Annotated in this window: 9 protein-coding genes; 8 read left to right on the forward strand and 1 reads right to left on the reverse strand. The window is 60.1% G+C overall.

Going from position 1 to position 22,177, the window contains the following annotated elements:
- Positions 1 to 226: 226 nt before the first annotated feature.
- Entirely contained in the window at positions 227 to 598 is a 372-nt protein-coding gene (gene trxA, locus JS530_RS02885; RefSeq protein ID WP_214375721.1) for a thioredoxin, read from the reverse strand.
- A gap of 187 nt (positions 599 to 785) precedes the next feature.
- On the opposite strand from trxA, the gene JS530_RS02890 reads away from it, so the two are divergent.
- From JS530_RS02890 to JS530_RS02925, 8 genes are all read left to right on the forward strand, one after another.
- A complete protein-coding gene (locus tag JS530_RS02890; RefSeq protein ID WP_214375722.1) occupies positions 786 to 1,418 on the forward strand; it encodes an NUDIX hydrolase family protein in 633 nt (210 codons plus the stop codon).
- Between the two features lie 106 nt (positions 1,419 to 1,524).
- The gene (locus JS530_RS02895; RefSeq protein ID WP_214375723.1) at positions 1,525 to 2,370 is read left to right on the forward strand and encodes an alpha/beta fold hydrolase; all 846 of its coding nucleotides are present in this window, start codon (positions 1,525 to 1,527) and stop codon (positions 2,368 to 2,370) included.
- Between the two features lie 6 nt (positions 2,371 to 2,376).
- Positions 2,377 to 3,618: an NAD(+) diphosphatase gene (gene nudC / locus JS530_RS02900; RefSeq protein WP_214375724.1), complete on the forward strand. Its 1,242-nt coding sequence runs from the start codon at positions 2,377 to 2,379 to the stop codon at positions 3,616 to 3,618.
- Positions 3,619 to 3,662: 44 nt separating this feature from the next.
- Entirely contained in the window at positions 3,663 to 4,070 is a 408-nt protein-coding gene (gene gcvH / locus JS530_RS02905) for a glycine cleavage system protein GcvH (protein ID WP_214375725.1), read from the forward strand.
- 221 nt (positions 4,071 to 4,291) lie between these two features.
- A complete protein-coding gene (locus tag JS530_RS02910) occupies positions 4,292 to 5,464 on the forward strand; it encodes an App1 family protein phosphatidate phosphatase (RefSeq protein WP_425350846.1) in 1,173 nt (390 codons plus the stop codon).
- 58 nt (positions 5,465 to 5,522) lie between these two features.
- Positions 5,523 to 8,054, forward strand: a complete 2,532-nt coding sequence (locus tag JS530_RS02915; RefSeq protein WP_214375727.1) for a S9 family peptidase — start codon at positions 5,523 to 5,525, stop codon at positions 8,052 to 8,054.
- A gap of 594 nt (positions 8,055 to 8,648) precedes the next feature.
- Entirely contained in the window at positions 8,649 to 17,489 is an 8,841-nt protein-coding gene (locus tag JS530_RS02920) for a Cna B-type domain-containing protein (RefSeq protein ID WP_214375728.1), read from the forward strand.
- Positions 17,482 to 22,086, forward strand: a complete 4,605-nt coding sequence (locus JS530_RS02925; protein WP_214375729.1) for an InlB B-repeat-containing protein — start codon at positions 17,482 to 17,484, stop codon at positions 22,084 to 22,086. The genes JS530_RS02920 and JS530_RS02925 overlap by 8 nt, the downstream gene beginning before the upstream one ends.
- Positions 22,087 to 22,177: the final 91 nt, after the last annotated feature.

The raw sequence follows: 22,177 nt of genomic DNA on the forward strand, positions 1-22,177 counted from the left end.
ATTGCCTATGACCAAGCTGCACACATCGCTCTCCATGATAGACGGGGCGGTGGATGAACAACGATATGCCGACTCTGCGAGAGATGGCAGAAGTCGGCATATGTAGTGGTTGGCTTGGCTGAATAGCGCCAAATATAGTGGTGATTGCTGATGCGCCTGCTTCAGTGATCGGCAATCACCATTCAGTCGGCGATTACTCGTCGATTACTCGTCGATTACTCGTCGATTACTCAGCGGCTTGCGCGGCTGCTTGTGCCTTGGCGGCAGCAAGGTCGAGCGCCCTGGCCTGACCGATCAGATCGTCCAGGTCGGCGGCCTGCAATGCGCCGGCCTGCTGGAAGATGACCTCGCCCTGCTTGGCGATCATCAGCGTGGGCACGGCCTGAATGCCGGCTGCCTGAGCCAGATCCTGATTGGCATCGATGTCCACCTTCACGAACGCGATGTCCTTATTCTCCGGCTTGTCGGAAGCCGCCTCGAAAATCGGGCCGAATGCGCGGCACGGGCCGCACCAGGTGGCCCAGAAGTCCACGAACACGATTTCATTGTCGGTGATCGTCTGCTCGAATTGCGCGGAAGTGATGGCCTTGGTCGCCATATGCCTCTCCTTGATGGTTGTGTTGGTGATATGTGGTGCGTTCTGGGCTCCAGCTTGACAGCACCACCCAACAATTCGCGCATGGAAAAGACCGGACGCGCCGTTGACTACGCCACAAGCCAAACGTTTGCCCATATTTCGCTGAAAGATGAGCCGCCACCCAATTACGCGCGCGATAATGGGAACCATGCCAGTCATGAATGATGAAGTGCCCGACGAGGGCGATTTCGATGCAGGCCGCAAGCGCGGCGAATTCGACAACATCACTCCCGAGGACTTCATCCACGGAGGTGGGGCGGGACACAGCAATCCTCCGGGGTGGCTTGGCCCCGCGGACATCAATCGTGCGCGCCATCAGATGCCGATTGCCTATGTGGAGATTGTGCCGGTGCGCACCGATGATATGGGTCGCATCGCACAGGTCGGCTCGCTACTGCGCGTTTCGGATGATGGATCGATCGAACGCACGCTGATTACCGGCCGAGTGCTGTTCCATGAGACGTTGCGCGAGGCCATCGCCCGCAATGTGGCCAAGGATCTGGGCGATATCGCGCTGCCGTTGCTGCCCGCTTCGCTCCAGCCGTTCACCGTGGCCGAGTTCTTCCCGACCCCGGGCCTGAGCGAATACTATGACCCACGCCAGCATGCGATCGCCTTGTGCTACGTAGTGGCCATCGCCGGTGACTGCAAACCGCAGGATGAGACGCTTGACGTGGAGTGGGTCGATCCCAAGAGCGATCTGATGGACAAGTTCGTGGACCAGATGGTCAATGGACATGGGCGCATTGTGCGTCAGGCGCTGGCTTGGGCAGGCGTGTGAACGCGCGGCGGTAATACCGCATTGCAGCGGCGACTGCGCCGGTAATGCAGCTACCGCATGGTGGCATGTTGAATACGTGTTGAATCTCGAATTCAAGGAAGTGCATATGGCAATCGAATTGGTCAATCATGTCTATCGCGAAGGCGAAGGCGTGCCGGTGGTGCTGATGAACGCCTATCCGGTGGATCACCGCATGTGGGACGTGTGCGCGAAGGCGCTCGCGGATCTTTCTTACCTGAATGATGTGCCTCCGTTCCCGATCTGGGCGCCGGATATGGCAGGCTCCGGCGAATCCCCGGTGCCAAGCGCCGAGGATTCCGGCCCTCAACTGGCGAACGGCGCTTATACCGAGGCGCTTGACCGTTTGGCGGACGCTTATGTGGCGCTGATCAACGATGCCGGCTACAGCCAAGCCATCTGGGTGGGATTGTCGATGGGCGGTTATGTGGCGATGGATATCCAGCGCCGCCACCCTGAAACGGTGGCCGGTCTGGCCCTATGCGACACCATGGCCGCATCCGACGGCACCGGCGGCGAAGGCCGCCTTGCTATGGCGGATGCCGCAGAGCAGACCAACTCCGTGGAACCGGTCATGCATTTCGCCAAGCCGGCAGACGGCGATTCTACAGTGAAGAAAACCCCGGAATTCATCACCACCATGACCACATGGATTGAGGAACAGAATCCCGCCGGCCTGGCATGGCGTCAACGCATGACGTACGGCCGCCCGGACATGGGTAATGTTCCGGAAACCATCACCGCCCCGACTGTGGTGGTGTCCGGTGAACTCGATCCCACCAGCAACCCGAGTGTGATGAAGCCGCTCGCCGACCGCATCGCCGGCGCACAATTCGTCGACATTCCTGATTGCGGACACTTCAGCGCCGTTGAACATCCGGAGACCGTGGCGCGCGCGCTGCTGTCCCTGGTCCGCCGCGTACAGGAGCAGTAATCAGCCATGACCGCAGATATTCATTTCTCACCGCTTGCACTGACCCGTGCGCTGCCGTTCCTGCCGCTCGCGCAAGGCGATATCGACTACCAAGTCGATCGTCGCAGCGAGCCAGGGCTTATTGACGAGTTGCTGCAGAATCCCAATACCAAAGTGATTCTGACCCGTGCAGGTCGCATCGCCGTGCCGCGCGGACAGGGCGAACTCGTCGACTACGAAAACGTCAAAATGCGGCTCGCCACATTGCCCGGCGCCTACGTGACCGCGGAACTCAACCGGTACCCCGAGGCGGTAGCCATGTTCCTCGGCTCCTACGGCGGCGTGCGCGGCGAATCCGTGGTGGCAGTGGATATCTCGCGTGTGCCTGCGCCGGGTGAACACACCGATACGCACCATCATGCGGGCAGTGCAGCCGGATGCGACGGCTGCACCACGGCAGGCCAGCATGGTACGACTGCCAGTGTGACCGGCGTGCTCGGCACCGAGGATCACGGTACCGTCGACGGTGCGCTCAGCGTACCGGATTCCGCCGGTCAAGGTGCCGACGATGCATTCGATGAAACCGTCGACCTCACAACGCAACAGCACCCGCAGCCCAAGCCAACATTGCTGCAACAGTCCGTGGAACGATTCGATTGGGTCGATTTGCGCGGTTTTGCGCCACATGCCAACGCGCGCGAAGCCGGGCAGGCCACCAGCGCCATCACCCTGAGCATCTGGCACTCCCGCCAACGGTTCTGCCCCACCTGTGGCGCACCGGTCGAAACAGCGCTCGCCGGATGGGCGCAGCGTTGCTCCAATGCGGCGGATGGACACCGTATTCTGTTCCCGCGCGTCGAACCGGCGGTAATCACTGCCATCGTGGACGGACAGGATCGTCTGCTGCTGCAACACAATGCCGCATGGAAGGACGAACGACTCTACTCGGTGTCTGCAGGATTCGTGGAGGCGGGGGAGAACCTTGAACATGCATGCCGCCGCGAGGCTTTGGAGGAAACCGGCATCAAGCTCGGCGAAGTGCGCTACCTCGGCTCCCAGCCATGGCCGTTCCCGGCGTCATTGATGATGGCGTTCAAGGCGCACGCCGTGACTACGGATGTGCATGTGGACGGTGAAGAGACCGTTACCGCGCGCTGGGTCACCCGCGACGAGTACACCGCCGAACTGATCTCCGGACGCATGGCGGCACCGGGGCGTGCCACCATTGCACGATACATGATTGAGGAGTGGCTCGGACGTGAGCTGTAAGGTAGCCGCAGGCTCGCCGAATATGGGGAATATGGGATAGGCTTATGACTATGAGTGAAGAAACTGAACAGCCATTGAACCTGGACATTCCCGATCATCTGGAATACTCCGACGAGCATGTCTGGGTCGATCGCTCCGGCGAGCTCGCCATCCTCGGCATCACCGAATACGCCGCCGACCAGCTCGGTGAACTCGTGTTCGTGGATTTGCCCGAACCTGGTTCGCGCGTCGAAGCGGGCGACGAAATCGTGGAATTGGAATCCTCCAAGGCCGTGCAACCGATGATCAGCCCGGTGGCTGGCGTCATCAAATACGTCAACCGTGATGTTTCGGACGATCCGTCCGTTATCAACGGCGATCCGTACGGTGAAGGCTGGATCTTGAAGGTCGAGCTTGACGACGATGAGCCCGACCTGCTGACCGCCGAGGAATACGCCAAGGTGATTCGCTGAAGCCATTCGTAGCGTTCTCATAGCACCCATGGCCTATAGTTAGGGGCATGAGAAGCCCACGCGAGGATTTTGAAGCCGCAGGCAAGCGTCTTGAAGCGTTGCATCTGTTGCATCGCGGCGAGACGCATGCGCCTGTGGGCGCAGATGATGCGACGCGCAACACCGCAGCCGGTGACTCGCCGGCAGCCGCCGGTACGTCCACCGGTAATGCCGACGATGCCATGCCTACGGTGCCGATTCCCGCGCGCAGTGCCGTCACCACCTTTGACGCAGCCTCCAAACGTGAGCGGATTGAGGTCAAGCCCCCGCTGATTCGTCTGATGCGCCGCGTTATTACCAATACATTCGGCGTGTGGTCGCATGCGTCCGCGCTCGTAGCGCAGCGGCTCGGCTGGTTCCCTCGCGTGGAGCCTTATGTGGGCTACGGCACCGGCGACTACTCGCGCCTGATTTGCCGAACGGTGTACGCGCCGGTACATGGTCAGTCCGGTCTGCTGATTCGCGGCATCCGCGGCATGCTCACCATCCCTGCACCGCGCACGCATGTACAGGCCAGCATCGATGACACCCCGCTCAACACCGTGCAGATTGGGGACTCGGAAGTCTACGACAAAGTCGATCGCAGCCGCGACCTGAGCGGTGAATACGCGATTTCCGATTCTGCAGGCTACCTTGATCTGGTGGCCGAACACCGTCTGACACCCGGCATCCATCGTGTGTCCTACAGTGTGGACAACCGTAAACCGGTGAGCGCCAACCTATACACCATTCCAGCCAGCGCCAAAGTGGGCATCATCTCGGACGTGGACGACACCATCATGATTACCCAGGCGCCGGTGCTCTGGAAGGCCGCCTACAATCTGCTGTTCCTGAATCCCAAGAAAAAAGCTTCGGTACCGGGCATGAGCGTACTGTTCGCGCGCATATCCGATCTATTCCCGGATGCGCCGTTCTTCTATCTTTCCACGTCGCCGTGGAATGTGGAAAGCTCGATTCGCCATTTCATCACCGACCATGGTTTCCCGGAAGGTCCGCTGCTCTTGCGTGACCTCGACCCACGTCCCAAGACGTTCGTGCCGTCCGGTCCGCAGCACAAGCTGGAGTTCGCCGAGCAGCTGATGGCCGACTTCCCGGATATGAAGTTCATTCTGGTCGGCGACGATGGACAGAAGGATCCCACTACCTACGCCACCATCGCCAAGCGCTATCCGGGTCGCGTGCTGGCCATCGCCATCCGTCAACTGAGCCCCAAGGAAACCCCGGGACTTGCTTCCGTGGCGGGACTTACTTCCACGCAGCCGATGCCGGTCACCGAAGTGCCGGTGTTCACGGGCACCACGGGCGCGAACATTCTCAAAACCATGCTGCCGTACCTGAAAGAGCATGCACGGTAGCGCAAGTGTGCGCTATGCCGGGGCATAAGTCCCTTACCGGCGCGTACAATCGCGTGATATGACTGAGAAGACCCAGCAGAGCGAAGCAATGAAGCCGCCCGTGGCCAAGCGCGAACCCACGCGCCGCGAATTTCACGGTGACGTGTTTATCGATAACTACGAATGGATGCGCAATAAGGAATCCGACGAAGTACGCGATTATGTAGCCGAGCAGAACCGGTATTGCGAAGCGCGTATGAGCCATCTGGCAGGGATGCGCCACACATTGTTCGAGGAACTGAAAGCGCACGTGGAGGAGACGGACATGTCCGTGCCCACGCGCATCAACGATTACTGGTATTTCACCCGCACCCAGCAGGGCAAACAGTACGGCGTGCAATGCCGTATGCCGGTACGTGGCGCCGACGATTGGGATCCGCCGGTGGTGGACCCGCAAGGCGCGCCCGGTTCCATGCCCGGCGAGCAGGTGGTATTCGATGCCAATGTGGAATCGGAAGGTCATGATTTCTTCCGCTTGGGCGGTTTGGATTTGAGCCATGATGGCCGTTGGATGCTGTACGGCGTGGATGTGAGCGGCGACGAGCGCTACGATTTTCGCATTCGCGACCTTGACGAAACCCTGCGGCAGGGGCATCCGGTGGAGTTGCCGGAGCTGTTCGCCGGCATCGGCGGCGCATGCTTCACGCCGGACGGCCAATGGGTGTTCTGGACCGAGGTCGATGACTCGTGGCGTCCGTGCGCCATTTGGCGTCACCATGTGGGCGCGCCGGTGGACTCTGACGTCTGCGTGTACCGTGAGGCCGACGAGCGGTTCTGGGTGGGCGCCGGCATCAGTTTCGATGAACGCAGCATTGTGATCGGCACTGGCTCGAAAACCACCACCGAAGTGCTGATGCTGCCGGTGGCCACGCCGGAAGGTGAATTCCAAGCGTTTATTCCCCGCAAAACCGATGTGGAATACGATGTGAGCTTCGCTTGCTTCGAAGGTGCGGGGGAGCACGGCGAAGATGTGCCGCTGGCCGTGGTCTACCACAACGCCAAGAATCCGAATTTCGAAATCGATGTGATTGATATGCGCGCGCACAAGCCACCGTATCGCCTGGGCGAAGGCGTATGCGTGGCAGCGGGCTCGCCGTACGGCTGCGAACAGGGTGAGCCGGACAGGCCAATCACCGAAGCGTACTTTAACCCCGGTAATCCCACGATTCTGCAGGGTGCGCATGGTCTTGGTATAGAAGGCATCGCCTTGCATAAGTATTTCGTGACGCTGAGCTATCGCTCGGATGGTCAGACGCGCGTGGCATACACCACTAAAGCCGCGGCGGCTGAGGATTTTCTGGCCGGCCGTCCGTGGCGATTCACGGAACTGTTGCCGCCGCCGCTCGACAATGACTGGGATATGGTCGCCGCCGACCGCTTCGACGAAACCGGTGACCATGGCGAACGACTGTGGACTGCGGATTCGGCGCCGCAGGACAGTACCTCTTCGTTCGACGGTGCGAGCGACGATCATCTGCCCGGCGAGACCCGACGGTTGTACAGCATTGGTACCGGCGGCAATCCCTCCTATGATGCGCCACGCATGCGCTACTCGTTCGCCAGCTACACTCGCCCCGGCGAACTGCACGAAATCGACCCTGCCGCCGGCCGCGATACGTTGCTGAAGCGCGGCAAAGTGCTCGGCAACTTCGACCCGCGCGATTATATGGAACGTCGCGTATGGATCACTGCACGCGATGGCGAACGGATTCCGGTCTCGCTGGTGTGGCGTCGTGACTTCCCGGCGCAGGATTCACCGATGTTCATCACCGGATACGGTGCGTATGAAATCTCATCGGATCCCGGTTTCTCCGTGGCCCGCCTAAGCATGCTCGATCGCGGCGTGCTGTATGCGGTGCCGCATATTCGCGGCGGCGGCGAAATGGGGCGCGCTTGGTATGAGCAGGGGCGACGACTCAATAAGAAGCATTCGTTCGAGGACTTTGTGGATGCCACGCGCGCGTTGCAGGCCGCTCATTTGGCTGATCCTCGGCGCACTGTGGCCAATGGTGGCTCGGCAGGTGGTCTGCTGATGGGCGCGGTGGCCAATATGGCACCGGAATGCTATGCCGGCATTGAAGCGGATGTGCCGTTCGTGGATGCGCTGACTTCGATTCTGAACCCGGATCTGCCGCTGACCGTCACCGAATGGGATGAGTGGGGCGACCCGCTGCATGATGCGGATGTGTACCGGTATATGAAGTCGTACACGCCATACGAGAATGTGCCGGTTGCTGAGGTCGCCGAGACTGCCGAGACCGCTGAAACTGCTGAAGCCGCTGTGACTGCGGAGTCCACTGCAGCCACTGAGCCAGCTGTTTGCGGTAAGGACTTCCCGCGCATCTTCATCACCACTTCGATGAACGACACCCGCGTGCTCTACGTTGAGCCATTGAAATGGTTGGCGCGCCTGCAATCCGCAGGAGTGGACGCCGTGGCGAAAATCGAGGTCGAAGCCGGCCACGGCGGCTTGTCCGGACGATACAAGCAGTGGGCGGAAGTCTCCTACGAAAACGCCTGGTGCTTGGCGGTGATGCATATCACGCGGTAATCGTTGCCGCTTCACCAAAGCCCCCGATTTGCCGCTGTTGTGCTGCGCGTCGATTGCGACGCAGCACAACAGTGCGGCAATCGGGGGTTCTTCTCTATGTCCTTATATATAAGGTGCGTGTCGTGCAGGGTGTTTGCCGCTCAAGGTGTGTGCTACTCAAGGTGTGTGCCGCTCAGGGTGCGAGTCGCACAGCATAGAGGATGGAGAGGCCGCGCGTCGGCTGCTTGGCTTTCTCTGTTCTGTTTCCGTTGTTCTGTTTCCTTTGTTCTGTTCCCGCTGCTTTGTTCCCATTGTCCTGCAAACGTAATCAATGCAAACATTTGCATATCGGCGTTTCTTAACAAAAAACGCTGAAATATCAACATTCATATGGTTTTGCATACTTATGCACTGTGTGATATCTTGTCAGCAGAAGAAGAACGAACCAGCCACCGTTGGCAGCCCGTCGATGAAGCCGGTTGCTGTTGCCGCAAGTCCCAGAAGGACGGCAACCCCAGCTAGTTCCATACGGGCGTCCCCGCAGAACGCTGGTCACACATACGTCCGGGCGTATTTGCTGGCGCTCGGGTTACAAAGAGGGATGGGAGATCCCGCATGAGCAAGGCCATGCATCAAGACAAGCAACGTCATGCCAAGCTGTACACCAAGGTTGCCGCCGCCATAGCGGCATTGGCGACCTTATTCGCCTGCATGATTGTGGGTGTCGGCTCCGCCGAGGCTGTGGAACGCAACCTCGCCGACTACGTTGATAAGGGTGACCAGACCTCCACGGTGATGGTGTGCCGCGGCGGTTCCTCCTGCACCACTTGGGAACCGTATGTCGAGGGCATGAAGCTGGACTACAACGACAAGATTCGTGCCAACATCCGCTGGGCCATCCCCAATAACATCCAAGTCAAGAAGGGTGACGTCTTCGTCTACGAGCTGCCCAAGGGATTGCAATTCGACACGTCAGGCAAATCCTATCCGCTGTATAACGGCGGTGATGTAGACGGCAGCTTCACCATCAAGGACGGCAAGCTCATCGCCACCTACACCAAGGATGAAGGCTCCAACGTGACCGGTCGCGCCTCCATCGACGCCACCATCACATCGAAAAGCATCGGCAACAATGACGGCGGCAAGCAGGAATTCGATTTCCCGGGCCATGGCAAGGTGACCGTGGATGTGACGCCTATTCGCCAAGTGGTGGCCAAGAAGCAGAAGGGTGCCTCGGTGGCCGGGCAGCCTGATCTGTTCGACTTCCGCATCAAGGTTGATTCCACCGGCACCAACAGCAACATCACATTGAACGATTCGATGGGTGACCTGCTTTCGCTCGCCGACCAGAACCAGTGGCCGCTCGCCATCTACACCGACGCCAACTGCACCAAACTCTGGAACGGTCAGTTCACCATGACCGGCAATGAAGGCGATAAGAACTTCTCCGTCACCATTCCCACCATCCCCGACAACACCACCCTGTACGTGCGCTATTACGTCAAGGGCGACCGCAACAAGCTGATGGATTCCACCGGCAAGGGCAGCGCCAGCGTCGATGAACGCACCAATAAGGTGGTCTACAACTGGGACGGCAACACCGAAGGCGATAAGGAAACCGAAAGCCGCATCGACGTGGACACCACATGGTCGGTCAGCAAGAAGGGCGCGCTTGAAGGCAACAACAACGCCAAGTGGACCATCACCATCAGCCCCGGCCAGTACGGCAATGCCAACGGAACCAAGATTCTCGATACGCTTGGCCCTGATGTTGAGGCTCCCACCGGTCCGGTGACCATGACCTGCTACGGCAAGACCGCCGACGGCGGCATCAGCTGGTACCCCACTGTGGATTGCGCCACCGGACAGCCGTCCGGCAATGGCGATGCGGCGAAGACCACGGTGGACTGGAATGCGTTGGCCAACGGCACATTCCAGCTCTCCAACGATCTTGGCCAGTATGTCATCGAATACACTACGCCGCTGAACAATGTGCCCGGCGACAGTGATTCCACGTCGAAGACCTGGACCAACACCGTGGATGTGACTCCGGGTGATGGCTCGGGCATCATCAGCCGCCCCGGTACCGTGACCATCGACAACGATAAGGGCGATATCAGCAAGCAGTATGTTGGTTCGGCAACCGAACGTAAGCATCTTCCATGGCTGACCACATTCACCGCCGAAAAGGACGTGAACACCGTAGTCATCGAGGATACGCTCGATCTCGACGGCAAGGGCAAGAGCATCGGCGACTACCAGACCTTGGACGCCGACAGCATCAAGGTCTGCAAGGACGCCGACTGCAAGGCGCAGTACACGGCAGCCGATTACACGCTGAACACCACCGAAAAGAGCTATACGCTGCGGTTCACCGCGGGCCTCAAGCAGGGTGAGAAGCTGTATGTGTCGTATTCGTCCACAGTGCGCGACGGCGTGAACGTGACCACATTCCATAACGGCACCACGGCGTTCGGCAAGTATGCACATGCCAAGCACACCGTGACCACCGACAATATGGACAAGAGCGCCATGTACAACAACGATCACCGTATGGATTGGTCGCTGAAGGTGCACGATATTCCGGAAACGGCCAACAATGTAACCATCACCGATACACTGCCGGAAGGCACGGTGTACGTGGATGGTTCGGTAAGCGCCAGGAAGTCGCAATACAATGCCTCCAGCGCGCTGAGCGGCGTAAGTGCGAAAGCCAACGGCGATGGCACGGTGACCTTCACCATCGCCCCCGGTTCCCCGGCATTCAAGCGCGCGCTCACCGACAACCTGTACATTGTCTACGGCATTCAGGTCGCGGATTACCTCAACGCACCGGCGAACAAGGAATACTCCAACAGCGCGGTGATTTCCATCGACGGCCAAGCCCAGGCTCCGGACGTGTCGTCGCAATGGTATGGGCCGGGCGATCTGCTGGATAAGCAGGCCAAGTACGACGACGACACGGCACCGTTCGTGGAATACACCATCGATGTGAATCCAGGTGCATTCACCCTCAACAAGGGCAATGCACTGACCTTGACCGATACGATGAGCAGCGCACTGTCGCTGCGCATGGACTCCATCAAGGCCGTTGACGCCAATGGCAAGGCCATCGACGGATGGACCTACGCCTACAATCCCGAACAGCATCAACTGACCTTCTCCCTGCCGGATGCCAAAGCCATTACCGTCAGCTATAAGGCTCAGGTACTGCTGAATACCGGCGAGAATCTCAAGGCTTCCAACAAGGCGGTGCTCAAGGGCTATGAGGAGCACGGTGGCAGCACCACGAATACGTTGGATACCATGGTGGTCGAATCCAAGGGTGAGACCACTTCGGAAACATTCGGCCTGAAGGTCTACAAGTACGCCGGTTCCGATGCGGCAGCCAAACTGCCGGATGCCGAATTCGTGATCGAAAAGGTGCCGATGAAGTCCACGGCGGGCACCAAGTGGACCGTTGACGAAGACCATGCGGAGAAGATCGGCACCATTACCTCCGGTGCCGACGGCTACACCACCACGCAATATGGTCTGCTCGCCGACAATGTGTACCGCGTGCGGGAAACCAAGGCACCCACCGGATTCGAGGTGGCCGACCCGATCTATGTGGTCTTCCCAGGCCAAAGCGCGGCGAACTATGGCAACTATCAGGGCGTTACCGTGAACGGCAAGACGCTGCAGCTGGCAGTCAACAACGAGGGCGGCGCTACGCTGCACCAGCAGGTGGTGTTCGTCTCCGATGCCGAGCAGCCGAAGGAATACCCGGTGGCCATCACCAAGGTGTCCGAAGACGGCAAGACGCCGCTGGAAGGCGCCACGCTCGAACTGCGCGATATCACCGATGGCGGCACCGGCAAGCTCATCGATTCCTGGAAGTCCACTGATACCGCGCATACGGTGATGCTCACGCACTCCGGTCTGTACCAGCTTGTTGAAACCGCGGCCCCCACCAACTATCAGCAAGCGCAGGCCCAGCAGTTCCGCGTGACCCAGGACGGCAAGATCGTCGACCTGAACGGCCGCAACCTTATCGTGAACGGCGTTGGTCGCATTGTGATGCAGGATAACCCTGAGGAAACCGAACTCAACGCCACCAAGGTGTGGAAGGACGGCGACAATCAGGACGGCAAGCGTCCAACCGTCACCGTGCAACTGTGGAAGAAGGTTGGATCCAAGGCCGAACAGCATGTGGCCGGCCAGGATTGGGTGATTAAGCCCGGTGACACCGGCGAAGCGCTGACCTATACGTGGACCAAGCTGCAGGTGCTGGAGAACGGGCAGAAAGTCACGTGGTCCGTGAAGGAAGTGGCTCCCGGCAACGGATACAGCTCCGCCATTACCGGCTCGATGCAGTCCGGATACACCATTACCAATACGCGTACCCCGGAAACCACGGATATCAAGGTGTCCAAGGCTTGGAAGGACAACAACAACCAGGACGGCGTACGCCCGGATGAGATTGTTGTGGAGCTCAAGGCCGACGGCCAGCCAACCGGGCACACAGTGAAGCTGAACGCGGCCAACCAGTGGTCCGCCAGCTTCACCGGACTGCCGAAGTACAACGCTGGTGCATTGATTCGATACAGCGTTGAGGAGCAGAACGTACCTGCCGGCTATAAGCTGACCATGAGCGGCAATGCATCATCCGGATACACGCTGACTAATACGCATACGCCGGAAACCACATCCATCCAAGGTGTCAAGGTCTGGGATGACAACAACAACCTGACCGGCAAGCGTCCGGCTTCCGTGACCGTGACCCTGAACGCCAATGGCAAATCCACGGGCAAAACCGCAGTGGCCACCGCAGCGGTGGGCTGGAAGTGGAGCTTCACAAACCTGCCGAAGTACGAGAACGGCAAGATCATTGCCTACACCGTTACCGAATCACCGGTGAATGGTTACGACAGCACGGTGACCGGATCGGCGGCAGATGGATTCACCATCACCAACACCATCAAAACCACCACGGTCAAACTGGCCAAGGTCGATGAATCCGGCAATCCGCTGGCTGATGCAGGACTCAGCCTGAAGCTGACCGACGCATCCGGTGTGGAAGTGGACAGCTGGACGACCGACTCCGGCGCGGTGCACGAGGCGAAACTGGCACCTGGCACTTACGTGCTGGTGGAGGAATCCGCGCCAGCCGGCTATCTGACGGCGTCGCCCATCACCTTCAGCGTTCAGGCCGATGGCACAGTGATGCAGAACGGCAAGAAGGTGGATATGGCCACCATCACCATGACCGATGCGCTGGAACGCACCAGCATCACCGGTACCAAGACATGGGATGACCAGAACAACCAGGATGGCAAGCGCCCCACCTCCGTGACGGTTCGTCTGCACGCGGACGGCGCGGACACTGGCAAGAGTGCAGTGGCCAGCGCTGCAGGAAACTGGACCTATGCGTTCACCAACCTGCCCGCCAAGCACACCGAAGGTGCCCTGGCCGGTCAGCCCATCAACTACACCGTGGTTGAGGAAGCGGTGAACGGCTACACGCCGCAAATCAACGGCAACGCGATCACCAACCAGCACACGCCGGAAACCACGTCGATCCAGGGCAGCAAGGTCTGGGATGACCAGAACGATCAGGATGGTAAGCGCCCTGCCTTGGTGACCATTGGACTGTACGCGAATGGTGCAGCGGTGAAGGATGCGAACGGCAATGCCATGACCACGGTTGCCAATGAGCAAACGCAATGGCAGTGGAGCTTCACCGGTTTGCCGAAGTATGCGGGCGGCAAGGCGATCGACTATACGGTTCGTGAGCTGAACGTGCCGGAAGGCTACACGGCACATGTCACTGGCTCGGCCGCACAAGGCTACACCGTGACCAACTCCTACCGTCCTGAGGAAACCTCCATCACCGTATATAAGGCGTGGAATGATGCCGCGGCTCGCAGCATCAGCGACGTTAACTCGGGTAACCGTCCGAAGACGGTGACCATGGAGCTCTACGCTGATGGCAAGAAGGCCACCACGGCCAACGGCTTGCAGTCCGATGCCGACGCCACGGTAACGCTGAACGCGCAAGGTGGTTGGAGCCATACGTGGAGCGGACTGAAGAAGAAGGCCAACGGCAAGGACATCGCCTATACGGTTAAGGAGACCAAGGGCTCCGATGCCTACGAATCCAATCAGCCGGCCGATGGCGCCAAGCCCGACGCTTCAGGCTCGGTGGTCATCACCAACACCATCAAGCGTCATAAGGTGCGCTTCGCCAAGGTGAACGCCAACGACACGACCCAGTATGTGGCCGGCGCCACGCTGCGCGTCACCGATATGAACGGTGTGACCGTGGTCGACGCATGGAAGACCACAGGCCAGGCCGATCAGGAGAAGGAAGTCGCATTGGCGCCCGGCAACTACCGCTTGGTGGAGGATGCCGCCCCGGCCGGCTTCGAACTGGCCGCTCCGGTACCGTTCACCGTGAACGAAGACGGTTCCATTGCCGGCAACGCCACAGGAGATGTGACGGTGGTGATGAAGGATCAGCCTATCCTCACCTCGGTGGATGTCACCAAGGCGTGGAACGACGGCAATAACCAGTACGGTTTGCGTCCGAAGTCCATTACTGTCAAGCTGCTGGCCAACGGCAAGGAAACCGGAACCGTGGCCACGCTGACCGCGGACAACGGTTGGAAGGCCACATTCGACAAGCTGACCGCCTATGACGCCAACGGCAAGGAAATCTCCTACACCGTTCAGGAAACATCGGTCAAGGAGTACACCGGCACCGTGTCCGGCGATCAGGCTCACGGATTCACGCTGACCAATACGTTGGAAACCGGTGACATCCAGCTCGCCAAGCAAGACAATGACGGCAACCCGGTGGCGGGCGCTCTGATGCGCCTGACCACTCAGGACGGCACCGAACTGGACAGCTGGGTTTCCCAGGATACGCCGCGCACCGTGAAGCTGCCGGAAGGCACGTACACACTGTACGAGGATCAGGCACCGCATGGCTATGATGTGGCCTCCTCCATCACCTTCAAGGTGGAACGCAAGAACGACGGCACCTATCAGGTGCGGATTGGCGACACTGTTTCCAAGACCGCGCAGGTCGTGATGATCGATACGCTGACCGCCTATGAAGTCAAGGTGGCCAAGGTGGATCCTTCCGGCAAGCCGGTGACCGATGCCGAGCTGAGCGTCACTGGTCTGGACCAATCCAACAAGGATCAGACCTACACCTGGACCACGGTGAACACCGAACAGGAGCATGTGCTGCATCTGTTGCCCGGCAACTGGAGCCTGAACGAGATTCGCGCGCCCAAGAACGGCAACTATCATGCAGCCGATCCGGTGGACTTCAACGTGGACGACCACGGTGTGGTACGCCTGCTTGACCAGCAAGGCAACCCAGCGGATGTGGTTGACGCCGCCACCATCACCATGGTGGACGATTTCACCGAGCATCCGGTGCAGATCTCCAAGGTATCCGCCACCGGCGGTGTGGGAGAGATCGACGGAGCCGTGCTGCGACTGACCGGCACCACGCTGGCCGGCGAGCCGTTCACCGCCGAATGGACCACTTCGTCCACCGGCAGCTACGTGCAGGATCTCAAGCCCGGCAGCTACGTGCTCGAGGAAGTCAGCGCTCCGGAAGGGTACCTGCCCGCCGAATCCATCGCCATCGATGTAGCGGTGGACGGTACGGTGACTGTGGATAACAAGAAGAGCGACGGTACGGTGAAGATGGTGGATAAGCCAGGCTCCACGAACGTCACCTTCTCCAAGGTCGCGGTTTCCGGTGTGACGGAACTGGCCGGAGCCGAGCTGGAAGTGACCGGTACCACCTTCGAGGGCACCGAGATCACACCGATTCGGTGGACTTCCGACGCCGCAGGCCCCAAGGTGTTCCAGCTGGAAGACGGTAATTACACCATGACCGAGCTGCAGGCTCCGAACGGGTACCTGACCGCCGACCCCATCGACTTCACCGTCAGTGGTGGCGAGCTGTTCATCAACGGATCCAAGGTGAGTGACGGCGTGGTGCAGATGAGCGACCAGGCCGAGCCGAAGACCATGATCGCCGCAGTCAAGCGTTGGTCCGATGGGCAGAACCGTGACGGCAAGCGTCCACAGTCGGTGGAGGTCACTCTGGTGGCTAATGGTCAGAAAGCCACCACGGCCAATGGCCTGGATTCCGATGATGATGCCACCGTTGAACTGTCCGACACTAATTCGTGGACCAACACGTGGACCGGACTGAAGCGTGATGACGCCAATGGCAAGCGCATCAACTACGCCATCGTGGAAACGGCGTTGGCGGAGAAGCTGGGCTACCATCAGGCCGCCCAAGCCGTGCGCCCGTACGAAAACGGTCAGGCGGTAACGTTGGTGAACATCCACACGCCGGAGACGATCACCATCACCGGTGAAAAGCAGTGGTCGGACGGCGACAATCAGGACGGCAAGCGCCCAGACAAGATCACTGTGCGCCTCTACGGCAACGGCGTGCAGATGGTGGTGGACACCATCCCCGATGCCGACGGCAACTGGACATGGCGTTTCGAAGGACTGCCGAAGTACGACAGCGACGGCAAGTCCATCGTCTACACGTTGAGCGAGGACGCCGTCAGCGGCTACACCGCCAGTGTTTCGCCGGCGATGATTTCCTCGGATGCGGCCGACAACGCGAAGCACTTCACGCTGACCAACACCTATGCGCCGGAGAAAACCCAATTCTCGGTGCACAAGGTGTGGCAGGACGGTGATGACCAGGCCAACGTGCGCCCCGAACACGTGTACGTGCAGCTGTACGCCAACGGTAAGGAACACGGCAAGCCCGTGGACCTCAACGCAAGCAACGGCTGGAGCCACCAGTTCACCGATCTCGACCTCAATGAGAACGGAAAGCCGATTACCTACACGGTTGATGAGGTGAGCGACGCCAAGGGTTACCTGCCAGTGAAGATCACCGGCGATGCCAGCGCTGGCTTCACGCTCACCAACACCATCGAACGGCATGAAATCGAGTTCTCCAAGGTGGATGGTTCCGCCAACGCGGCGTTGGGCGACACCACCATCGGCGGAGCCAAGCTCGAAGTCACCGATGCGCAAGGCAACAGAATCAAGGATCTCGACGGCAACGAACTGGTGTGGAACTCGGTGGCCGGCGAAACCAAGACCCTCGAACTGGCGCCGGGCGACTACCTGCTGCGGGAAATCGACCCGCCTACCGGCTACATCACAGCCACAGCCGTGGGCTTCACGGTGAACACCGACGGCACGGTGACCACCAGTGGTCTCGGCGAGAACGGTGGCGTGGTGATGAAGGACATGAGAACGCCATTCTGCCCGGAGACGCCGGATGAGGAACTGCCGCACACCGGTGCAACAGCCGAAGTGTTGAGCATCATCACCCTGTTGCTGATCGGCGCGGCAGTCATCATCAAGCGTGCATCCAAGCGTGCACTGAACAAGGCAGGTCGTCATCATGCGTGAGATTGCAAAGGAGTATTCCATGATCAAGCGAATCGGTCGCGCGGCAGTAGTCGCGCTCACGAGTTGCGCCATGGTGGCGGTGGCTATGGTGTCGGTACCGACTATGGCCAATGCCGCATCCAGCAAACTGGACTTCCAGCCGCAGAGCGACGTGACCATCGTGGCATTCCAGCAGACCTGGAACACGGTGGCCGCGGAGTGCACCAAAACCTACGGTCCTGAAGGCATAGGCTGGGTGCAGGTCTCCCCGCCGGCGGAATCAGTCACCGGCACGCAATGGTGGACCGCCTACCAGCCGGTCAGCACCAGACTGGATTCCCGCTACGGCACCGAAGCGGAGTTCAAGAACATGATCGCCACCTGCAACGCTGCGCATGTGGGCATCATCGCGGACGCTGTCATCAACCACACCACCGGTACTGATGTGGCATTGGTCACCGACCAGCATGGTGTGGCCGGCACCCCGTACAACGGCACCTACGGGCGCTACCCGTTCTACGGTGCCGATGGCGTGTACCGATACAAGGACAACGGTAATGGCCACCAGTATGGCAGCACCACCGAGGACTTCCATGACTGCGACCAGCCGATCAGCGACTACACCAACGCGGACGAAGTGCGTAACTGCAGGCCTTCCACCATGTGGGACCTCAACACCGGCTCGGCACGCGTGCAAAACAGCATCGCCGAGTACCTGGCCTCGCTGTGGCGTGACGGTGTTCGCGGATACCGTATCGACTCGTCCAAGCACATGGCGCCTGAAGACATCGCAGCCATCAAAGCCAAGCTCGCCGAAAAGATTGGTGTATCGGCAGAGAACATCCCTTGGGTGCAGGAGGTGATCTACCATCAGGGCGAGGCTGCCGCACTGGCTCCATCGAACTACCTGGGCAACGGCGACGTGACCGAATTCAGCTACGCCTACCAGCTTAAGCAGGACTTCTCCGGATCCATCGCAGACCTGAAGAACATCAGCTCCGGCTTGCTGCCCAGCGATAAAGCCAACGTTTTCGTGAGCAACTGGGATACCGAGCGCGGCACCGAAACGCTGACGCCGAAATCCGGCGCACGCTACGAGCTGGCCAACGCCTTCCTGCTGGCTTATGACTACGGCACACCGAAGCTGCTGTCCAGCTACTGGTTCTCCGACAGCGACGCTGGGGCGGCCGGTACCACCGACACCGAAGTGCCGGATGTGGACTTCGACACGGCTTGCACCGCGTCCGACGGCTCGTCGTCCGAACGTTGGAGCGACGGCCAGTGGATCTGCCAGCAGCGTTGGACCTCCACGCGCGGCATGGTGCGCTTCCATAATGCCGTGGCCGGCACCAAGGTGACCAACTGGTCGACCGATGGCGAGAACAATATCGGCTTCGAGCGCGAAGGCAAGGGCTTCCTCGCCATGAACAACACGCTTGAGGATCACAAGGTGAGCTACACCACTTCGCTTAAGGACGGCGTGTACTGCAACGTGTATGCTTCACGCACCTGCACGTCCACCGTGGAAGTCAAGGATGGCAAGCTCTCCGCCACTGTGCCGGCACGATCGGCAGTAGCCATCATCGCCGGTGTTACGCCGGATAATCCCGGCAACACTGGTAGTGAAGACACCGATCCCTCTGATCCGAAGTATGAGGACACCGTTGATGTAGGCACCATCGCCGACACCTCCCTGACCGTGTACTACAAGCCAGAAGGCTCCGGCACCGGTTCGGTGACGCTGAACTACGGCTTGGGAACCGGCGTCAACGCTGGCCAGAGCATCACCATGAAGCCGGTGAATGGAGCTGACGGCTGGTATTCGGCAACCATCAAGAAAACCGGACTCAAAGGCGTGAGCTTCCACTTCACCAAGGCCGACGGCAGCATCGATTGGTCCGGTGGCGAGAACGGCAAGAACTATACCGCCAAAGTGGGGTCGACCATGATCATGGTCGAAGGCCATAAGGCCACGTTGGGCACGCCGGTCACCAAGGGCGCCACCGAATCCACCCGAGTCATTGTGCACGTGAAATCCAACGTTGCCGGTGCCGAAGGCATCACCATTGGTGGCAAGTACTACAAGTTCAACGGCACTGCCGATTCCTACGGCAGTGTGGCCGACCTGAAGCTGGACGGGCATCATGAATCGGTGGACTTCGCCATCGTGGGCGCCGACCACACCACGCCAATCTATGGTGTGACCTACCATGCCTCCGAACTGGAGCATGTGGACGGTGTGATCGAAGCATGGGTGGATGCCGCCAACCCAAGCGAGGCTTCACTGGCTTCGCCGGATAAGAGCAGCACATCCTCCACGCCAATCCCCAACGATCAGAAGAACCCGGTCAACCTGACCGTCACCATCCACTACCAGCGTGGCGATGGTGATTACCAGGCCGTGGACCTCGACAAGAACATTTGGAACGGCTGGGATATCTACAGCTGGACCGAAAACGCCGGTGGCACGAGCGACGCCTTCACCGGGCACGATGATTTCGGCGAGATCGCCACCTACACGTTCACATCCAACAGTGGTGTGCGAGTGCCGTGGTTCCTGATTCGTCAGGGCGGCGATACGTGGAAGGACAAGGATCCGGACGACAACAACCGCCTGATCCCCGAATCGTTGATTCGCGTGGATCCGAACCAGCAGGACACCGGTACCGCCGAATTCTGGGTGGTCAGTGGCGATTCGACGCTGTATGCCAGCAAGCCGACCACATACCGGGTCACCTTCGATGCGAACGGTGGCGAAACCACCAAGACCATTGCCGTAACCGCTGGCAAATCCCAGCGTGACGGCGTGGTGGTGCCGGATGCGCCGACTCGCAAGGGCTACGCGTTCAAGGGCTGGTATAAGGACGCCGAAGGAACCGAACAGTACCAGTTCGGTACGCCGGTGACCTCCTCGTTCACCTTGTATGCCAAGTGGACCCCGGCTGTGACCATCCGCTATGCAGGCCATGAGAACGAATGGAAGTATCCATACGGTGACACCGTGCTCGATGCGGGTTCGACCTGGCCCGCCGATTGGGGTGTGCCGGGCGCGCCGGAACGCGATGGATACACATTCCTCGGCTGGTACTTGGATGAGGACGGCACCGAGCCGGTTGATTGGACCACGCACGTGTGGAACAAGGACGCCACGGTGTACGCCAAGTGGAAGAGCAACGCACACACGGTGACCTTTGATTCGCAAGGCGGATCCGCCGTGGACGCCATCGAAGTCAAGCCGGGCGAGGCGGCCGCAGCTCCGGCCGACCCCGTACGCAAGGGCTTCATCTTCAATGGCTGGACGTTGGATGCCAACGGCACCCAGCCATACAGCTTCACCGCTGCGGTCAACAGCGATCTGACGCTGTATGCCCAGTGGGTTGCCGACACCGCGGTGACACATACCGTGACCTACCACACCAACGACGGCACCGATGCCACCACCGTGGCCAAGGTGGCCGATGGCGGACTGGCCGGACAGGCAGCCGCACCACAGCGCGACGGCTACGTGTTCACCGGCTGGGCCTTGGATGCCGCAGGCAAGCAGCCCTACGACGTCTCCACGCCGGTGAAGGACGATCTTGACCTATACGCCGTATGGGCCAAGCTCGTCACGGTGACCTTCGATTACGCGGATGGCACCGGACGCACTACCTCCAGCAAGCTGGCGGCAGGTCAAAGCGTGACCAAGCCGGAAGATCCGATTCGCGAAGGCTATGACTTCGCCGGTTGGGCTACCGAGCAAGGTAAGGCGTTCGATTTTGGCACCCCGGTGTCCGCGGATCTCAAACTGATCGCCCAATGGACCGCCAAGAAGTTCACAGTGAGCTTCGACACGGCCGGCGGCAGTGCGGTGGACGCACAGCAGGTGGAATACGGCAAGACCGCTTCCCGTCCGAAGCGTCCGGTACGTGACGGCTACGTGTTCCAAGGCTGGAGCCTTGACGCCAACGACACCACGGCTGCGAACATCTACGATTTCGACACCCCGGTTTCCTCGGATACCACGCTGCATGCCATTTGGGGCACCATGCCTGAGACGGTGAACCCGCGTCTCGCCGTGACCATGCACGCCACCGACGAGGTCAGCTACCAGCTGCACGTGCGCCGCGGCAAGGCGCTCGCCCGCCCCGCCGACCCCATCCGCTATGGCTACATCTTCCAAGGCTGGACCACGGACAAGCAGGGTGCCAAGCCCTACGACTTCGCCACCAAGGTGGAGCGCAGCGGTTTGGAGCTGTGGGCGCAGTGGAAGCGTGACGAATCCGTCAACCTGTGCGATGGCAGCGGTGCGCGCAAGCCCGGCCAGCCTGCTGCGGCTGCAACCAAGCAGTGCCCGGCTGCACAAGGGAACAATGCAGGTTCCACTAGCGGTGGTGCGGTTACCGATGATTGGAAGGATGCCGCAGGACAGTCGCATCAGCAAGGCGGAACCAATGGCACTGTCGCCGTCGTCAACGGCGGTTCCGGTAGCACCGGCAACCAGGAGTCGCGCTTCGAGCGACTCTCCCCGCTGGCCAAAACCGGCGTGGGCATCAGCGCACTGGTTGCCGCCTGTGCGGTGGCTGTTGCAGTCGGCTTCGCACTGCTCAGCACATCACGCGGACGGCACAGTCGCTAATCAACTGCCGAACCGGCACTAATTAGCTGCTGCATCGCTGCTGCGGACTCATACTGCCGCGCCTCGAACCTTGGTTGTTCGGGCGCGGCAG

Source organism: Bifidobacterium colobi, from assembly GCF_018555455.1.
GTDB classification, from domain to species: Bacteria; Actinomycetota; Actinomycetes; order Actinomycetales; family Bifidobacteriaceae; genus Bifidobacterium; species Bifidobacterium colobi.